This window comes from Rhizobium sp. Root1204, from assembly GCF_001424965.1.
GTDB lineage: Bacteria > Pseudomonadota > Alphaproteobacteria > Rhizobiales > Rhizobiaceae > Pararhizobium.
The window spans coordinates 221,954-239,671 of sequence record NZ_LMCZ01000042.1 but is presented as its reverse complement, the minus strand read 5'-3'; the positions used below and the strand labels follow the sequence as shown (position 1 = coordinate 239,671).

Sequence of the window (17,718 nt, the reverse complement as noted above, 5' to 3'; positions counted from 1 at the left end):
TCCCCGCAGGCGGGGAGAGGGGATTACAGAGTTTGCCGCTTGGTCCTTCTCTCCGTCTCGACGGGGAGAAGGTGCCCGACAGGGCGGATGAGGGGCGAGGATCATTGCAGGTCGGGCAACTGTTTCCACCTTACTTGATCCCCGGCGTGCCATCGAACTTGCGCTCCAGCCCGTCCCAGCATTCGAGATAATTGTCCTGCAATGTTTCGAGTTCGGCAGCGTAGCGTGTGAGTTGCTGCGGGTAGCGGGTCTCGAACATGAAGGCCATCGTATGATCGAGCTTGACCGGCTTGAGTTCGGTGTTGGAGGCTTTCTCGAAACCTGGCGCATCCGGCCCGTGTGGCAGCATCATATTGTGCAGGCTCATGCCGCCGGGCACGAAGCCTTCTTCCTTGGCGTCGTATTGGCCGTGGATCAGGCCCATGAATTCGCTCATGATATTGCGGTGGTACCACGGCGGGCGGAATGTGTGTTCGGCCACCAGCCAGCGCGGTGGGAAGATGACAAAATCGACATTGGCGGTGCCGGCTTCTTCGGTCGGCGCGGTCAGCACCGTGAAGATCGATGGGTCCGGGTGGTCGAACAGGATGGCGCCGACAGGCGAGAAGGTGCGTAGATCGTATTTGAACGGTGCGTAATTGCCGTGCCAGGCGACGACATCGAGCGGGGAATGGCCGATGTCGGTGACATAAAATTTGCCGCACCATTTTACATGTACGCGGCAGGGTGTTTCCTTGTCCTCGTAGGCTGCCACGGGCGTTTTGAAATCGCGCGGATTGGCAAGGCAGTTGGCGCCGATCGGGCCGCGATCCGGCAGGGTGAACTTGGCGCCATAATTCTCGCAGATATAACCGCGCCATGTGGAGCCTTCGCCGAGCCGCGAGACCTTGAACATCATGCCGCGCGGGATCAGGCAGATTTCCGAGGGCTCCACGTCCATGATGCCCATTTCGGTGAAGACGCGGATGGTGCCGAGTTGCGGAACGACCAGCAGTTCGCCATCGGCATTGAAGAAATAGTCGTCGGTCATGTCATCGTTGAAGACATAGGCATGGGCCGCCATGCCGACCTGGGTCATGACGTCGCCGGCGGCCGTCATGGTGCGGATGCCGGAGAGGAAGTTGAGCTTTTCAGCCGGTTCCGGGATCGGGTTCCAGCGGAGCTGGCCGAGTGGCAGCGAGTGATCGTCAAGGCACGGCGCCGATTTCCAGAAGGGGTAGCTGGCATTGGAAAAGCGGCGGGTATGGTGCACGCTCGGGCGGATGCGATAAAGCCAGGAGCGCTCATTGGTGCCGCGTGGCGCGGTGAAGGGTGAGCCTGACAGCTGCTCGGCATAAAGACCGTAATTGCATTTCTGCGGGCTGTTCTGCCCTTGCGGAAGGGCGCCGGGGAGGGACTCGGTCTCGAAGTCGTTGCCGAAGCCGGGCATATATTGCGGGCTGTTGGCGAGTGTATCAACAGTGGCCGTCCGGTTTTTTTCCAGCATGGCTTGTTCCTCCTTCATTCAATGGTTACAAATGTAACTGTCTATTTTGTAACCATCAAGGACGTCATGAGCGACGGGCAAGGCGATTTCGATCTCGATCAATTTCTGCCGTTCCGGCTCAATCGCGCGGCGGAATTCATCGCCCTGCGCTTTGCCGCCGCCTACAAGGCGGAATATGGGATGACGCGGCCGGAATGGCGCACACTTGCGGCGTTGGGCAGCTCAGGCCGGATGACGGCGACGGAGGTTGGTACTCATTCGACCATGCATAAGACCAAGGTGAGCCGTGCCGTGTTTGCGCTGGAGGAGCGCCGCTGGCTGAAGCGGACACGGGATGAAGATGACCGCCGTGCCGAGCATCTCGAGCTGACAACCGCCGGGGCAAAAGCGTACCAAGACCTGACGCGGTTGGCGCGCGACTATTCGCTGGAATTGTCCGAACTGGTAGGGCAGGAGGGTTTGCAGGCACTTTCGTCGGGGCTGACCGCCGTCGAAAAGGCGATGGCGAAACGGCCGCGCTAAGACCTGCCGCGCTGGCGCACCGGTAGCCCTTCAAAGTCCTTCAGCGTGGCGAGGACGATCGATGTCTTGACGTGCTGCACGCTGTCATGTGGCAGAAGCACGTCATTGACGAAATGGGCAAGCCCGGCCAGATCAGGTGTGACAACTTTCAGGTGATAGTCCATTTCGCCGGTCAGCGCGTAGCATTCCAGCACTTCCGGCAGGTCGGCAATCAGCGCAGCAAAACGCTTGGCATTGTCGCGATTGTGGGTAGCGAGCGTCACGGCGATGACGATCAACAGGTCAAGCCCCAGCCGGCCGCGATCGAGTACTGCGCGGTAGGTCTGGATGAAGCCTTCCGCCTCAAGTCTTGCCCGCCGCCTCGAACATTGCGACGGCGACAGGGCGATCCGTTCCGACAGTTCGTTGTTGGTCAGGCGGCCATCGCCCTGCAATTCGGAGAGGATTTTAAGGTCATATCCGTCCAGCTGTTCCATCTGTGCGTCAATTCACCAAGTTACGCATGATCCGTGCGTAGATTTTGCCAAATCGTGCAAGAATGCAAGCACAATGCGCGGAGTTTCCGTCATCATGGCCCCAAATTCTGACGTTCAAAGGAGAGAACGATGGGCCCCTTCCCGCATGATACCGCGCCGACCGGCATTACTGTTGAAAACCCGGCCGGAACCGATGGTTTTGAGTTCGTTGAATTCGCCCATCCTGAGCCTGAAAAGCTGCGCGAACTCTTCACCCGCATGGGTTATTCCTGCGTTGCCAAGCATCGCTCCAAGGATATCAGCGTCTGGCGTCAGGGCGACATCAACTACATTCTGAATGCCGAGCCCGGCAGCCACGCCATGCGCTTCGTCGAGGATCACGGCCCCTGTGCGCCGTCCATGGCCTGGCGCGTTTCGGATGCAAAACACGCGTTCGCTCATGCCGTCTCAAAAGGCGCGACGCCCTATGAAGGCACCGACAAGGCATTGGACGTACCGGCCATCGTCGGTATCGGTGGCTCACTGCTCTATTTCATCGATACCTATGGCCAAAAAGGCTCGCCCTATGAGGCCGAATTCGAATGGCTCGGCGAACGCAATCCAAAGCCAGCAGGCGTCGGCTTCTATTATCTCGATCACCTCACCCACAATGTCTATCGCGGCAACATGGACACGTGGTGGGATTTCTACCGCGAACTGTTCGGTTTCAAGCAGATTCACTTCTTCAACATCGATGGCCGCATCACCGGCCTGACGAGCCGGGCGATTACCTCGGCCTGCGGCAAGATCCGCATTCCGCTGAACGAGTCCAAGGACGATACCAGCCAGATCGAGGAATATCTGCGCAAGTACAAGGGCGAGGGCATCCAGCACATCGCCGTTGGAACCGACGGCATCTACGAGGCAACCGATAAGTTGGCCGCCAACGACCTGAAATTCATGCCGGGGCCGCCGGAAACCTATTACGACCTGTCGCATGCCCGCGTGAACGGCCATGACGAGCCGATCGAAAAAATGAAGAAGCATGGCATTCTGATCGACGGCGAGGGCGTGGTCGATGGTGGCATGACGCGTATCCTGCTGCAGATCTTCTCGAAAACCGTGATTGGGCCGATCTTCTTCGAGTTCATCCAGCGCAAGGGCGACGAAGGCTTTGGCGAGGGTAATTTCCGTGCCCTGTTCGAATCGATCGAGGCCGACCAGATCCGTCGCGGTGTGCTGAAGCCGGCGGCGGCCGCCGAGTAAACAGGCATTTCTCCATCAAAGGCCCTGCCGGTTGTCGACCGGCAGGGCCTTTTGCGTTTCGGGTCAGGAAGCCTCCGGGGTTCCTCGAAATGGCCGTCTTTCATCGAGGAACGGCGCTACCGGTTGCAGCGCAAGGATTGTTTCGCTTTGCTACATGTGGAAAGGTTTTGTTAAGCATGAGGATTGCCCATAGGGGGAAGTCTTACATTCCGCATTAATTTGACATGGTGAACGATATGGTTGGCGCCGTGTCTGCGGTGAAACGGAATCAGTGCGATGGATGACTTACAGGCGAGACTGGCGTCGTTGCGGGATGATACTGCGGTCTTCATCGGGCTCTACGATCAACAGGATCGCCTGCGTTATGCCAACCGGACTTTTCGTTCAGCTTTTGCGCTGGATGAGACGGAAACCCCGCTCTGGCCGGACCTGATGCGGCGCAATCATGCGCTTGGTCTCGGCACTGTGATCAGCGTGCCGGATTTCGAGGCCTGGGTCGTTTCCGCGCAGTCGCGGCGCGGCAAGGTGCCATTCAGGGCGTTCGAGACCGATCTGGTCGACGGCCGCTGGCTCTGGATGACCGAGACGGTCAATCGCAGCGGCTGGATGTTGTGCATCGCCAATGACATCACGCATCTGCGTGCCGACGAACGGACCCTGCGGCAGGATCGTGACCTCGCGCTCAAGGCGTCGCAAACCGACGAGCTGACCGGTATCTCCAACCGCCGTTACATGATGACGCAGCTGGAGGCGATGATCTGCAGCCAACCGCAGCATGGTCCCGTCAGCGGTTGCATTTCCATTCTCGATATCGATTTCTTCAAGGGCATCAATGATCTCTATGGCCACCAGACCGGTGACGAGATCCTTCTGGACTTTGCCCGGCGGGTTCACCCGATCGTCCGGCGGCACGATTGCTTCGGGCGCATCGGCGGCGAGGAATTCATGCTGATCTTTCCGGAAACGACTCTGGCCGAAGGGGAGTGGATCGTCGCCCGGGTGCTGGAAACGGTGCGCACGGCCCGCCCGCTGCTGTCGGTTCCCTTGTTTTCCTACACCTGCTCAGCCGGCATTGCCGCCCTGCAGCGGGGCGAGACGGCAAAGGAAATCTATTCGCGTGCCGATGCGGCCCTTTACGATGCCAAGCATTCCGGCCGTGACCGGATGGCGGTCGGCGCCCGCTGAATAGCGTCAGTTTTCCGGCTGGAGTTCTGCACGGATCAGTCCGCGCAGCGAGTTGCCCATGTAAAGCGTGCCGGTTTGCAGGTCGGCCAGTGTCAGGCGCTGGATGCGGGCGCGGCGTGCGCAAATGAGCTCGGTTCGCAGCACGCCCGCCAGCAGGCCGCAGGAGATTGGTGGTGTTTTCAGGATGCCGGTGCCGTCATCGAGAAAGATCGAGGTGATGGTTCCTTCGCAGGGTTCGCCCTTTTCATTGAGCAACAGGACCTCGTCCGCGTCTGCCGCCGGATATTCGGCGCGCGCAGCTTCGTAGATCTCCCGGCGGGTGGTCTTGTGGCGCAGCAGTGTGTTGGTTGAATCGAGTTGGGTTGAAGCGATTGCGACACGCCAGATGGTGTCCTCGGGCAACGGGGAGAACGGTGCGGTGGTGACGGCAATCTCGCCGACGGGACTGAGCGTCAGGCGGACGCGGAGGGGTAGGTTTTCGCCCTGCATGTCGGCCAGCTTCTCTGCTGCCTGCTCCGCCCCCGCAAACCCCAGCCGTCCCGCCGATCGTTTCAGCCGGGCGAGATGCAGCCGCAGGCGGACGATGCCGGTGCCGGGCTCCCATCGCATGGTTTCGATCAGCGAGAAATCGCTCATCGGTCAATCCATGTATCGCCGACGGCAAAGCGGGCTTTGAGCAGGCATTCCTCATATTCGGCCTCGGCGGTGGAATCGAAGACGATGCCGCCCCCGACATTGAAGATGGCCTCGCCGTCCGGAAACAGCGACAACGTGCGGATGGCGACGTTGAAGCGCATCGTGCCATCCGGAGCGATGAAGCCGATCGAGCCGCAATAAGCATCGCGCGGCCCGTCTTCCAGATCGTGCAGAATTTCCATTGCCCGCATTTTGGGCGCACCGGTGATTGAGCCGCACGGAAAAAGTGCTTCAAATATTTCGGTGATGCCGATATCCGGCAAAAGTTTTGCCCGCACATGGCTGACCATCTGGTGCACGGTCGGATAGGTCTCGATATCGAACAGCTTCGGCACATTGAGCGTGCCGACCTCGGCGATGCGGGAAATGTCGTTGCGCAGGAGATCGACGATCATGCGGTTTTCGGCCTGGGACTTTGGGTCCTCCCGCATTTCGCGGATCAGGGCTTCGTCTTCTGCAGGCGTCGCGCCGCGCCGGGCCGTGCCCTTCATCGGATGCGTCTCGATCCAGCCGTCCTTGTCGACCCGGAAGAACAGTTCGGGCGAGCGCGACAGAAGCATCGGGCCGCCGAGCGAAACCAGTGCGCCATACTTGACCGGCTGCCGCTCGATTAGCGACCAGAAGGCGGAAAGTGGATCGCCGTTCCAGCGGGCATCAATCCGCATGGTCAGGTTCGCTTGGTAACAATCACCCTGGCGCAAATGCTGGTGCAGCCGGTCGAAGCGCTGCTTGTAGGTCTCGAAATTCCAGCTGGCGCGCGGCTCGGTGATGAACGGCTCGTTTTCGACGCGGCGCCTAGGCTCCGCCAGCGTATGCCCTTCCGCCGGACCGTCGAACACCCCGAACGACATCAGCGGCGTACGGCGGTTTTCTTCGGCGAAGGGGGCAAGCTTCTGTTCGAACAGGTGGCCCGCTTCATAACTCATGAAACCGGCCAACCACTTTCCGGCCTTGTGGGCGGCCTCCATGTCCTTCAGTCCGCGCCAGAACTCCGCCTTCGTATGGGCGGTGATGACGCGTGAGGGCTCGGCAAAGACAGTCGTCCTGTCTTCGCTGTCGTCCCGGAAAAGGACATAGGGGCCGGTGCCGGTCATGCTGCTCACGCTTGTGTCGGCGTGGATCCTCGGGTCAAGCCCGAGGATGACGGAGAATGGGGGTGCCTATGGAGTTCCGGCAACATGGTTCCAATCAGCCAAGCGCACGGAACGTCATCCTCGGGCTTGACCCGAGGATCCACGCCGGCATCCGCAAAGCACCCTGTCATCGCCAGTTCCCGCTCAAGAATTATGCCTGCCTATCAAGCGCCTCAAGCTCATCGATCAGCCCTTCCAGCATCGACAGGCCCTGTGCCCAGAACGACGGATCGGTGGCGTCCAGCCCGAACGGAGCGAGAAGCTCGGAGTGATGCTTGGTGCCACCGGCCTTCAGAAGTTCGAAATATTTCTGCTGGAAGCCGGTTTCGGCCTTCTGGTAGACGGCGTAGAGCGAGTTCACCAGGCAATCGCCGAAGGCATAGGCGTAAACGTAGAACGGCGAATGAATGAAGTGGGGGATATAGGCCCAATAGGTCTCGTAGCCTTCTGAAATGCGGATGGCCGGGCCGAGGCTTTCCTCCTGTATCGACAGCCAAAGCTGGCCGATATCGTCGGCGGTCAACTCGCCGTTCTTGCGGGCGGTGTGAACCTTGCGCTCAAATTCATAGAAGGCGATCTGGCGCACGACCGTGTTGATCATGTCCTCGACCTTCTGGGCAAGCATGGCCTTGCGTTCGCGCTTGTCCTTGGTCTTGTCGAGCAGGGCGCGGAAGGTCAGCATCTCGCCGAAGACGGAGGCGGTTTCTGCCAGCGTCAGCGGTGTCGAGGCCATCAGCGCGCCTTGGCCGCCGGCCAGAACCTGATGCACGCCATGGCCAAGCTCGTGGGCGAGCGTCATCACATCGCGCGGCTTGCCCATATAGTTGACCAGCACATAGGGATGTGCCGAAGGCACGGTCGGGTGGGCGAAGGCGCCCGGCGCCTTGCCGGGGCGAACCGGCGCGTCGATCCAGCCGCCATCGAAGAAGCGGCGGGCGATATCGGCCATTTCCGGCTCGAAGCCACCATAGGCCGACAGCACGGTCTCCTTGGCTTCGCTCCAGGGAATCAGCGTCGTCGGCGCTTCCGGCAGCGGCGCGTTGCGGTCCCAGAATTCCATCTGTTCCATGCCGAGCCATTTTGCCTTCATCGCATAATAGCGGTGCGACAGACGCGGATAGGCATCCTTAACGGCGGCGGCGAGCGCATCGACCACGTCGCGTTCAACGCGATTGGCCAGATGACGGCTATCGGCGATATCGGTAAAGCCGCGCCAGCGATCGGAGATTTCCTTGTCCTTGGCGAGCGTATTGGTGATCAGCGTGAAGGTGCGGATATTGTCCTTGAAGGTCTTGGCAAGCGCTGCCGCCGCCTTCTTGCGGATCTCCGGATCGGCTTCCTGCAGCATGCTGAGCGTCACTTCGAGCGGCAGCGTCTCGCCATCGACCTCGAAGGTCAGTGACGCCATGGTTTCGTCGAACAGGCGGTTGAAGGCGCTGGCACCGGTCATCGACTTTTCAAGGAACAGCTGCTCGATCTTGTCGTCGAGCTGATAGGGCTTGTCCATGCGCAGATCGACAATCCAGGGCTTGTAGTGGGCGGCCAGCTTATCGTTCTCCAGCGCGGCGTCGATGACGGCGTCGTCGATCCGGTTGAGTTCCAGCGCAAAAAACAGAAGATGGCTTGCCATGTCGGTGAGCTTGGCCTGGGCATCGCCATACAGCTTGCCATTGGCCGGATTGGATGTGTCGGAGAAATAGGTAAGTCCGGCAAAGGAACCGATCTTGCCCATCAGATCTTCCAGCACTTCATATTCGCGCACGGCAGTGCCGATGCCGCCGTCACCGGAAAGCGTTGCGGCATTGGCCAGCTTGCCCTTCCATTTGGTCTCGAATGCCTTGGACAACGTGTCGGCCTTCTCGAGGTCGCCAAGATATTCGGCCGACGTTGCCGAGGGGTAGAGATCTTCCAGCTTCCAGGAGGGCAGGTCACCGAGTTCGGCAGCCTGTGCGCCGCTGGACGAGGCGGCGAGCGCGATGCGCGACGATGTCTGGAAGTCGAAGAAATGATGCATGGACGGTCACTCTTTTTGTCGATGCCGGCCCGGATTTGGGCGGCGAAGCAGAGATCGGATATGGGGCCATGACCTAACGTCGGCAATGGATAAAATGCAAGCATTTCTCAAAAGAGGATTTTCAGGCCTTTCTGACAGGAATGCTTCTCACGATGCGGCACATGATGTGGCGATCGGGTTCTACGCGGAAAGCAGGAGGCCTTCATGACATCCCAAATTCTCGTCATCGATGACGATCCGGTTCAGCGCCGGCTGCTGACGAACATGATCGAGCGTCTCGGTCATATTGCCCATCTCGCCGACAATGGCCGCAGCGGTCTTGAACTGCTGGAGCGCAAGCGCGGGCTGATCAGTGTTATCCTTCTCGACCTGATGATGCCGGAAATGAACGGTCATGGTTTTCTCGAGGCGATCGCCGAGCGCGGCATCGATACACCTGTCATCGTACAGACCGGGCAGGGCGGCATCGAGACGGTGGTGCTCGCCATGCAGGCCGGTGCCTTCGATTTCGTCGTCAAGCCCGTATCGCCCGAACGGCTTTCCGTCGCGATCGCCAATGCGCTGAAGATGGACCATCGCGAAGGCAAGAGCGGCCGCGCGGCAAAACGGTCGCGCAGCGGCACGGTCGGGTTCGACGATATCGTCTCGGCAAGCCCGGCGATGATCCGTGTGCTGGATCTTGCGCGCCGTGCTGCACAGTCGAACATTCCGATCGTGCTTGAAGGGGAATCCGGCGTTGGCAAGGAAATGGTCGCCCGGGCTATCCAGCATGCCAGCGAGCGGGCCGGCAAGCCGTTCATCACGGTCAATTGCGGCGCCATTCCGCATAATCTGGTCGAGAGCATTCTCTTTGGTCATGAGAAGGGTGCCTTCACCGGCGCTACCGAAAAGCATATCGGCAAGTTTGCCGATGCCGACGGTGGCACGCTGTTCCTTGACGAAATCGGCGATCTGCCGCTCGACGTCCAGGTCAAGCTGCTCCGGGCTGTCCAGCAGGGCGAGATCGAAACCATCGGCGCCCGTCATCCGCAGAAGGTCAATGTCCGGCTGATCTCGGCCACCAACAAGGACCTGATCAACGAGGTGCGCGAAGGCCGCTTCCGCGAAGATCTCTATTACCGGCTGAACGTTTTCCCGATTGCCATGCCGGCGCTGCGCAAGCGCAAGGAAGACATTCCGGTTCTGGTGCGCACGTTCGTTGAACGCTTCGCAGTGGAGCAGCGGCTGGCGTCACCGCTCTCGGTGTCGAGTGGGGCGATGGCGCTTCTGACCGCCTATGACTGGCCGGGCAATATCCGCCAGCTGGAAAATGCGATTTTCCGGGCCGTGGTGCTTGCTGAGGGTGCCGAACTGACGGTGAAGGACTTCCCGCAGATCGCTACGCAGATTCCTGGCTATGTCGTCGCGGAGAAGTCGGGCTTTACCTGGGAGGAAACCGGACCGGCAAAGGGAACAGTCCCTGAGGCCAATTATCTGCCGCCGGTCTACCCGCATTTCAGCGCTGCCGAGAAGGTGGATTTGCGCAACTCGGCGCCGGATCAGCATCCAGACAATGCGATCGCCAGCATCGATGATGGCGGAAATGTGCGGAAGCTGGCCGATGTGGAAGAGGAACTGATTCGGTTTGCGTTGAAGTTCTACCGGGGGCAGATGAGCCAGGTGGCCCGCAAACTCGGCATTGGCCGCTCGACTTTGTACCGTAAACTCAAGGATTATGGCATTAATCCGGACGATCCGTTCAGCGAGGCCGCGTAAAACCAGGGATAACAACCCGTAACGATCCGTCGCATTTGGCTGTTGTCGTTTAGACCTTGTTAGTGAACCATTCACTATATTATAAGGATAACCGATGACTGTGGCATATTTGCCATGCTGTCACCGCAATTGACAGTCATCTGAGCAGCCACGGGACGCTTTGTCCGTCGGACGGGGATTGAGTTTGCAAAATTTGTTCGGATTCAAGAAGCCTAGCGGCTCCGTGATAGCCCGCTTTTGCGCCGCGGCGGCCCGTAAGGCGCCGCGTGTTCTCGCATCGCTTCTGATCGCAGCCTCCATGGTCACGCCTGGCTTTGCGCCTCCTGTAGAGGCTGCGGGCCAGACGCGGACGCTCAAACTCTATTTCATCCATACCCAGGAAAAGGCGTCGATCACCTTCAAGCGCAATGGCCGCTACGACGCCAAGGGTCTGCAGGAGATCAACCGCTTCCTGCGCGACTGGCGCCGCAACGAGCCGACGAAGATGGATCCGCGTCTTCTCGACCTTGTCTGGGAAGTTTACCAGAAGAGCGGTTCGCGCGATTATATTCACGTGGTTTCGGCCTATCGTTCGCCAGCCACCAACGGCATGCTGCGGTCGCGCTCCAAGGGTGTGGCCAAGAAGAGCCAGCATATGCTCGGCAAGGCGATGGATTTCTATCTGCCTGACGTCAAGCTCAAGACCGTGCGTGAAATCGGCATGAAGTTCCAGGTTGGCGGCGTCGGCTATTACCCGACATCCGGCTCGCCCTTCATTCACATGGACGTCGGCGGCGTTCGCGCCTGGCCGCGCATGAACCGCAACGAACTCGTGCGGCTGTTCCCCGACGGCAAGACCCTGCATGTCCCGGCCGACGGCAAGCCGTTGCCGGGCTATGAACTGGCTGTTGCAGATTATAAGCGCCGTGTTGGCGCCAGCGGCATCGAAGTCGCGGGCGGCGGCGCCAAGGGTGCCGGCGATAAGGATACCACCAAGCGCAAGGGCAATCTGTTTGCCATGCTGTTTGGCGGTGGTGGCGACGAGGATGAAGAACCCAACGCAATTGCCAATGCCGATCTCGAAGGCTCTGACGAGCAGCCGGCTGCGAAGCCGAAGGTCACGCAGGTTGCTGCGGCAGAACAGGCTCTGCCTGGCGTCGAGAATTCCGTTGCACAGACAGAGGCCCAGCAGAAGGCTGTCGCTGCTCCCGTTCCCGGTGTAAGGCCGGCCTTCAGGGATGCCGATGCCGGCATTCAGACGGCGCTGGTTGCACCGACCAAGGAAACCTCGCAGGAAGCCTGGGCTGCCGCTTTGCCGACGCCGGCGGTGACGGCCGAGAGCGAATATGCGGATCTGACCGCCTACAAGATTCCAGTGCCGCAGATGCTCGGCAAGCGTGGTGCGAACGGTGATGCAGGCAGCGATACGCTGATGGCATCCACCGACCCGAATGCAGCGGTGTTGCCGGAAGATGTCGCAGCTCTCGGCTTCGTCCCGGTTCCCGGTGCGCGGCCTGCGGGCGAAGAAGCGCTGATGGCTGTCGCCGACGCCAATGTTGCCATCCCGTCGTTTGCCGAACGGGTACAGCCGCAGGCGGTCGCTCTTGCACAGCAGCCGGTGGAAGCTGCAGCCGAAGCGCAGACACGCGTTGCGCTGGCGCAGCCGACGCAGAAGGAACAGCCTGTCGAAATGGCTGCGTTCGTGCCGCAATCGGGTGCCGCAGCGCGCGCCACAGTCTTTGATGACGCTTTTGAAGGCAATGTCGAAGCGCCCGCCAAGGGCAAGCGTCCGAAGAAACAGGAGGCCGATGCAGCGACCCGTTCGTCCGTGCGGACCGAGCCGAAGCTGACGCAGCAGATCATTTCCTCCTGGGCTCTGACCAACGGCCGGATGGCGACCTTGTCCAAGCCGGTCAAGGCACCGCGCTTTGTCAGCAAGGCGCTGCGCGCTTCGCCGACGACGGTCTATTCGGCGGGCTTCTCGAACGAAGCGGTTTCCGCCGACACGGCCCGGTTCAGCGGCAACGCCGTCAACTTCCTGGAAGTGAAGAAATTCAGCACCAACTGAAACAACTGGTGAAACATCAGGAAAAGCCCGCTGGCGACAGCGGGCTTTTTGCATTTTGACCCCGTAGCATCGGTCCGCCGGCATCACGGAAATGTGCGGCTGAGGAAGAGTTTCTGTCGCCTGCGCCTGTGGCGAAAGCCCACCTGCGTTCCTATATCCCCGTCATCTCTTTTGCTGGCTGCGCGTTTCCCCGCTCGCTGTAGTTTTCTGCGTGACGTGGTACGCATGCACTGGAAGGCCGGAAAGATGATCCCGTTTGAAACGGACAAGGAGTGTGCGAATGCCGAAGTACAGCAAATCCCCGGAAGCGATTGCGAAACTGTCTCCGGAACAGTATCGCGTCACGCAGGAGAACGGCACGGAGCGGCCGGGCACCGGGCAATACAATGATAACAAGAAGCCGGGAATTTATGTCGATATCGTCTCGGGCGAGCCATTGTTTGCGTCGTCCGACAAGTATGAATCCGGCTGCGGCTGGCCAAGTTTTACCAAGCCGATCGAACCGGCCCATGTCGCTGAACTCCGCGATGTATCGCATGGCATGGTGCGTGTGGAAGTCCGTTCGGCCCACGGCGACAGCCATCTCGGCCATGTCTTTACCGACGGTCCGCGCGATCGTGGTGGACTGCGCTACTGCATCAATTCGGCCTCGCTTCGTTTTGTCCCGCGTGACGAGATGGAAGCGGAAGGCTATGGCGACTATCTCGCACAGGTGGAGGATATCTGATGACAACCGAACGCGCAGTATTGGCCGGTGGCTGCTTCTGGGGCATGCAGGACCTCATTCGCCGTTATGACGGCGTCATCGATACCCGGGTGGGTTACACGGGTGGCGATGTCCGCAATGCGACCTATCGCAATCATGGCAGTCACGCCGAAGGGATAGAAATCACCTTCGATCTGGCGCGGATCAGCTATCGCGATCTCCTGGAATTCTTCTTCCAGATTCATGATCCGTCGACAGAAAACCGGCAGGGGAATGATAGAGGCACCAGCTATCGCTCGGCCATCTATTACACCAGCGAGGAGCAGAAGCGCGTCGCGGCTGAAACGATTGCCGATGTCGACGCTTCAGGCCTGTGGCCGGGCAAGGTGGTAACGGAAGTGGAACCTGTCAGCGATTTCTGGGAGGCTGAGCCCGAGCACCAGGATTATCTGGAGCGGATTCCGAACGGCTATACCTGCCATTTCATCCGTCCTGGCTGGAAACTGCCGCGCCGGGACAAGGGCAGCGAAGTAGCCGCGTGAGACGATTCTCGTCGCTCAATTCATAGAGCGTTCAAAAATGACAAAAGGCCGGTCGAGACCGGCCTTTTCGGTGTTTATGCTGCAACGGTTTCGATTGCAGCGGCATCCATTTTCCCCGACGGCTTTACTCGGCGTCTGGAGCTTCGATCATGCCCAGTGCGGCGAGGTAGGTGTCGAGGATGGCTTCCTGTTCGGCGCGCTCGTCCTTGTCCTGCTTGCGGATGGCAATGACCTTTTTCAGGATCTTCGTGTCGAAGCCCGTGCCCTTTGCCTCGCCGTACACATCCTTGATGTCGTCGGCGATGGTCTTCTTTTCTTCTTCCAGCCGTTCGATGCGCTCGATGAACGAACGAAGCTGGTCGCGTGCGACGCCGTGGGCATCCGACATGGTGTTCTCCTTGTTGGGGGATATCAATGAGGGTGGACTGAATTTGTGAGGGTGTGACCTGCCGCGAAGTGCGGCTAAGGTCAAGTGACATTGCGTAACATGTGGCGGATTTCCGGCCTGAGCGGGCGATGAGGACCGTTATTCCTTTGGCTTGCTCGCTTCAAAGGCAGCCTTTTGTTCGCTCGACGCTTCCCGCTGGTTGAGCGCCCGCCATTCCTCGTAAGGCATGCCATAGACGATCTCTCGGGATTGTTCCTTGTCCATATCGATGCCGGCAGCGTTGGCGGCATCGCGATACCAGTTGGACAGGCAGTTGCGGCAAAACCCGGCCAGGTTCATCATATCGATATTCTGGACATCGCTGCGTTCGCGCAAATGGGAAAGGAGGCGGCGAAAAGCAGCGGCTTCGAATTCGAGCTGTTGTTGTGCTGTGAGGTCGATCATCGTCGGTCTCTTTCAGTTATCAGAATGCGTAGGGTCCCGTCCGTGACGGATAGCGCCTGATTTCGTGCAATTCGGGGCGGGCATTCAAATTTTCAAGGACAGGCCCAAGACGAACGTCCCATTCGGCAACGCCGCTATCGTCGCCGATCAGGTCCTGCCGCACCTCGATCAAGGCGTGGGCGAGGCCGGTTTCCATGCAGTGACGAAACATCGTGTCGCCGCGCAGCGCGCCATCATAAGGCTCGTTGTCGCCGACAACAATGTCACCGGAAACCTCCAGCGCTTCGATCAGCGGCGTGACTGCGCGCGGGTCGCTGTCCCAAAGGACGGCGGCATGCCATGGGCGGGCTACGCCCTTCCATGCCGGGGTATAGGAATGGATGGAAATGACCAGCGGTGCCTTGCCGCTTGCTGCACTGACATCCGCGATCGTCTGCGAGACGGCGCGGTGATAGGGACGGTGGAAACGGTTGAGGCGGTTTTCCCATTCCTCCGGTGTTATCGGGTGATTGCCGGGAATGATGGCGCCATCGGAAATTTTCATGATCAGTGTTGGATCGTCTTCGCCCCGGTTCGGATCGATCAGCAGCCGTGAAAATCGGCTGAGCACGGCGGGAACGCCAAGCCGCGCTGCCAGCCGCCGGACCAAAGCCTCGACACCGATATCATAGGCGATATGACGCGCAAAGGCGCTTTCGGGAAGGCCGAGCCTGCCATATTCGGCTGGCAAGAGGTTGGTGGCGTGATCGGCGAGCAGCACCAACCCGGCCGCATTGTTTCCTGCAATGATCTCGAAGGGCGATGTTTCCGGCATACAGTATCAACTCGTTTGGCTCTTGACGGAATTTGATGACACGCTGTGCTGGCAATCGCAAGACAATGGCGGATTTGCGATGTTTCCGACAATAAAAACCCGGATGTAATCGATTAGACTTACGTTGACATTCGAGCCCCATCGTCGCAAGAAAGTCTCTCGACTAATCCCAACGGAGACCCAGTGGAAACCGTGTCCAGATATCCTTTTTCCAGGCTTACTCTGCGGAACTGGTCCTTAAGCACCATTCTCCTCTTCGTTCTGACCGCGTTTTCGCCGGCCCTCATCGCAAGTGAAGCCCGCGCCGAGTTCCGTGTCTGCAATGGTACCCAAAATCTGGTCGGCGTGGCGATCGGCTACCGTGCCAAGGAAGGCTGGATCACAGAGGGCTGGTGGCAGGTTCCCGCGACCACCTGCGCCACCCTGATCGAGGGCGAACTCGAATCACGCTACTATTATCTCTATGCTGAAGATGCAGCTCGCGGTGGACGCTGGACGGGTGACGTCAATATGTGCGTTGCCGAAAACGAGTTCAAAGTAACCGGCGTGCAGGACTGCTTTGCGCGGGGTTTCCAGCGAATGGGATTCAAGGAATACGACACGGGGCGTCAGGGAAGCTGGATGGTTCAGTTGTCCGATACCCCAGGGACTCAAGAAAGCCATAACTGATGAAGCGGAATAGAAAAGTCAAAATCCTTGCAACGCTCGGACCGGCATCGAGCGAAGAAGAGATGATCCAGAAGCTGCATGAGGCGGGGGCTGATCTTTTCCGGATCAACATGAGCCATGCCAGCCACGACATGATGCGCACGCTGATCAAGCGCATCCGCAATGTCGAGGCGCGCTGTGGTCGTCCGATCGGCATTCTGGCCGATCTCCAGGGACCGAAGCTGCGCGTCGGCAAGTTCGCTGCCGGCAAGGTCGATCTGGTTCCCGGCCAGACGTTTACGCTCGACAACAAGGATGAGTTGGGCGACGCAACCCGCGTCTACCTTCCGCACCCGGAAATCCTTGAATCGGTCAAGGCGGGTCACCGCCTGCTGATCGACGACGGCAAGCTGCATCTGCGCGCCGACAAGTCCGATGGTAAGAGCATTGTCTGCACCGTTATCGCCGGCACCAAGATTTCCGACCGTAAGGGCGTCAGCCTTCCCGATACGCTGCTGAGCGTCGGCGCCTTGACCGAAAAGGACCGTGCCGACCTTGACGCTGTGCTAGAAACTGATGATGTCGACTGGGTAGCCCTGTCGTTCATCCAGCGCCCGGAAGACCTGTCGGAAGTGCGCAAGGTCTCGCGCGGCCGCGTTGGCCTGATGTCGAAGATCGAAAAGCCGCAGGCGATCGAACGGATCGATGAGATCATCGAACTGTCCGATGCGCTGATGGTTGCCCGTGGTGACCTGGGCGTGGAAATGCCGCTCGAGGCCGTTCCCGGCCTGCAGAAGCAGCTGATCCGGGCCGCCCGCCGCGCCGGCAAGCCGGTCGTCGTCGCCACCCAGATGCTGGAATCGATGATTTCGGCTCCGGTCCCGACCCGCGCTGAAGTGTCCGACGTTGCGACCGCCGTGTTCGAGGGCGCCGATGCGATCATGCTGTCGGCGGAATCGGCATCCGGTGACTATCCGGTGGAAGCGGTTGCGACGATGGCCTCGATTGCCAGCAAGATCGAAACCGATCCGCATTATCCGGGCATCATCTATGCCCAGCGCACCCCGCCGGAAGCCACTGGCGCCGACGCGATTTCGCTGGCTGCCCACCAGATCGCCGAGACCCTGAATCTTTCGGCTATCGTCTGTTACACGTCCTCCGGCACGACCGGCCTGCGCGCGGCGCGTGAGCGTCCGCAGGTTCCGATCCTGGCGCTTTCGCCGGTTATCCAGACGGCCCGCCGTCTGTCCGTCGTCTGGGGCCTGCATTGCGTCGTCACGTCCGATGCGACCGATCTGGACGACATGGTCAACCGCGCCTGCCGTATCGTTGCGACGGAAGGTTTCGGCAAGCCGGGCGACCGAGTGATCATCTCGGCCGGTGTGCCGCTTGGAACACCGGGCGCGACCAACATGCTGCGCATCGCCTATATCGGCTCCGACGGCCTTAGCGGCGTCTGAGACGGGCTTTGAACGATTGAATGGCCCCGGAGCCCATCCCCTGACTGAATTCGGGGTTGAAGCATCTGGGAGAGCTGAACCGCTTGCAGCGTTGACGTTGCAGGCGGTTTTTTTTGAGAAGATAGTTTCATCCTGTGTGCAGAAAACAGATCGGGAC

At 59.7% G+C, this 17,718-nt stretch carries 17 protein-coding genes; 9 read left to right on the top strand and 8 right to left on the bottom strand.

Going from position 1 to position 17,718, the window contains the following annotated elements; genetic code table 11:
* Nucleotides 1–130: 130 nt before the first annotated feature.
* Nucleotides 131–1,486 (bottom strand): homogentisate 1,2-dioxygenase, encoded by a 1,356-nt coding sequence (gene hmgA / locus ASC96_RS29150; protein WP_060506531.1) that lies wholly within the window; start codon nt 1,484–1,486, stop codon nt 131–133.
* 66 nt (nt 1,487–1,552) lie between these two features.
* Between hmgA and ASC96_RS29145 the strand changes: the two genes are divergently transcribed.
* Nucleotides 1,553–2,008, top strand: a complete 456-nt coding sequence (locus ASC96_RS29145) for a MarR family transcriptional regulator (protein ID WP_060506530.1) — start codon at nt 1,553–1,555, stop codon at nt 2,006–2,008.
* Here the strand turns inward: ASC96_RS29145 and ASC96_RS29140 are convergent.
* Nucleotides 2,005–2,484: an Lrp/AsnC family transcriptional regulator gene (locus ASC96_RS29140; protein WP_060506529.1), complete on the bottom strand. Its 480-nt coding sequence runs from the start codon at nt 2,482–2,484 to the stop codon at nt 2,005–2,007. The two genes, ASC96_RS29145 and ASC96_RS29140, sit on opposite strands and share 4 nt — an antisense overlap.
* 129 nt (nt 2,485–2,613) lie before the next feature.
* On the opposite strand from ASC96_RS29140, the gene hppD reads away from it, so the two are divergent.
* On the top strand, nt 2,614–3,729 hold the full coding sequence (gene hppD / locus ASC96_RS29135; protein WP_060506528.1) for a 4-hydroxyphenylpyruvate dioxygenase: 1,116 nt from the start codon (nt 2,614–2,616) through the stop codon (nt 3,727–3,729).
* Nucleotides 3,730–4,005: 276 nt separating this feature from the next.
* A complete protein-coding gene (locus ASC96_RS29130; protein ID WP_060506527.1) occupies nt 4,006–4,914 on the top strand; it encodes a GGDEF domain-containing protein in 909 nt (302 codons plus the stop codon).
* A gap of 6 nt (nt 4,915–4,920) precedes the next feature.
* Here the strand turns inward: ASC96_RS29130 and ASC96_RS29125 are convergent, their stop codons facing one another.
* From ASC96_RS29125 to ASC96_RS29115, 3 genes are all read right to left on the bottom strand, one after another.
* A complete protein-coding gene (locus ASC96_RS29125; RefSeq protein ID WP_060506526.1) occupies nt 4,921–5,550 on the bottom strand; it encodes an aminotransferase class IV family protein in 630 nt (209 codons plus the stop codon).
* Nucleotides 5,547–6,704: an aminodeoxychorismate synthase component I gene (locus tag ASC96_RS29120; protein ID WP_060506525.1), complete on the bottom strand. Its 1,158-nt coding sequence runs from the start codon at nt 6,702–6,704 to the stop codon at nt 5,547–5,549. Before ASC96_RS29120 ends, ASC96_RS29125 begins: the two co-directional genes overlap by 4 nt.
* Nucleotides 6,705–6,894: 190 nt before the next feature.
* A complete protein-coding gene (locus ASC96_RS29115; RefSeq protein ID WP_060506524.1) occupies nt 6,895–8,757 on the bottom strand; it encodes a M3 family oligoendopeptidase in 1,863 nt (620 codons plus the stop codon).
* A 204-nt stretch (nt 8,758–8,961) separates the two neighbouring features.
* Between ASC96_RS29115 and ASC96_RS29110 the strand changes: the two genes are divergently transcribed.
* The 4 genes from ASC96_RS29110 to msrA all read left to right on the top strand — a co-directional run bounded on the left by ASC96_RS29110 (nt 8,962) and on the right by msrA (nt 13,807).
* Nucleotides 8,962–10,512: a sigma-54 dependent transcriptional regulator gene (locus tag ASC96_RS29110; protein ID WP_060506523.1), complete on the top strand. Its 1,551-nt coding sequence runs from the start codon at nt 8,962–8,964 to the stop codon at nt 10,510–10,512.
* A 184-nt stretch (nt 10,513–10,696) separates the two neighbouring features.
* Nucleotides 10,697–12,559, top strand: a complete 1,863-nt coding sequence (locus ASC96_RS29105; protein ID WP_060506608.1) for a DUF882 domain-containing protein — start codon at nt 10,697–10,699, stop codon at nt 12,557–12,559.
* Nucleotides 12,560–12,839: 280 nt separating this feature from the next.
* Entirely contained in the window at nt 12,840–13,286 is a 447-nt protein-coding gene (gene msrB, locus ASC96_RS29100; RefSeq protein WP_060506522.1) for a peptide-methionine (R)-S-oxide reductase MsrB, read from the top strand.
* Complete coding sequence (msrA, locus tag ASC96_RS29095; RefSeq protein ID WP_060506521.1) at nt 13,286–13,807, top strand: peptide-methionine (S)-S-oxide reductase MsrA; 522 nt, start codon at nt 13,286–13,288, stop codon at nt 13,805–13,807. Before msrB ends, msrA begins: the two co-directional genes overlap by 1 nt.
* A 124-nt stretch (nt 13,808–13,931) precedes the next feature.
* Here msrA and ASC96_RS29090 read toward each other — a convergent pair whose 3' ends face one another.
* The 3 genes from ASC96_RS29090 to ASC96_RS29080 form a co-directional block, all read right to left on the bottom strand.
* Nucleotides 13,932–14,195, bottom strand: a complete 264-nt coding sequence (locus ASC96_RS29090) for a DUF2312 domain-containing protein (protein WP_037100007.1) — start codon at nt 14,193–14,195, stop codon at nt 13,932–13,934.
* 138 nt (nt 14,196–14,333) lie between these two features.
* Nucleotides 14,334–14,639, bottom strand: a complete 306-nt coding sequence (locus ASC96_RS29085; protein ID WP_060506520.1) for a DUF1244 domain-containing protein — start codon at nt 14,637–14,639, stop codon at nt 14,334–14,336.
* 19 nt (nt 14,640–14,658) lie between these two features.
* Nucleotides 14,659–15,453, bottom strand: coding sequence for an N-formylglutamate amidohydrolase (locus tag ASC96_RS29080; protein WP_060506519.1), 795 nt, complete (start codon nt 15,451–15,453; stop codon nt 14,659–14,661).
* Nucleotides 15,454–15,699: 246 nt separating this feature from the next.
* Here ASC96_RS29080 and ASC96_RS29075 point away from each other — a divergent pair, with 246 nt between their 5' ends.
* Both ASC96_RS29075 and pyk read left to right on the top strand, forming a co-directional pair.
* The gene (locus ASC96_RS29075; protein WP_244482369.1) at nt 15,700–16,122 is read left to right on the top strand and encodes a DUF1036 domain-containing protein; all 423 of its coding nucleotides are present in this window, start codon (nt 15,700–15,702) and stop codon (nt 16,120–16,122) included.
* Entirely contained in the window at nt 16,122–17,561 is a 1,440-nt protein-coding gene (gene pyk / locus ASC96_RS29070) for a pyruvate kinase (RefSeq protein ID WP_060506518.1), read from the top strand. Before ASC96_RS29075 ends, pyk begins: the two co-directional genes overlap by 1 nt.
* Nucleotides 17,562–17,718: the final 157 nt, after the last annotated feature.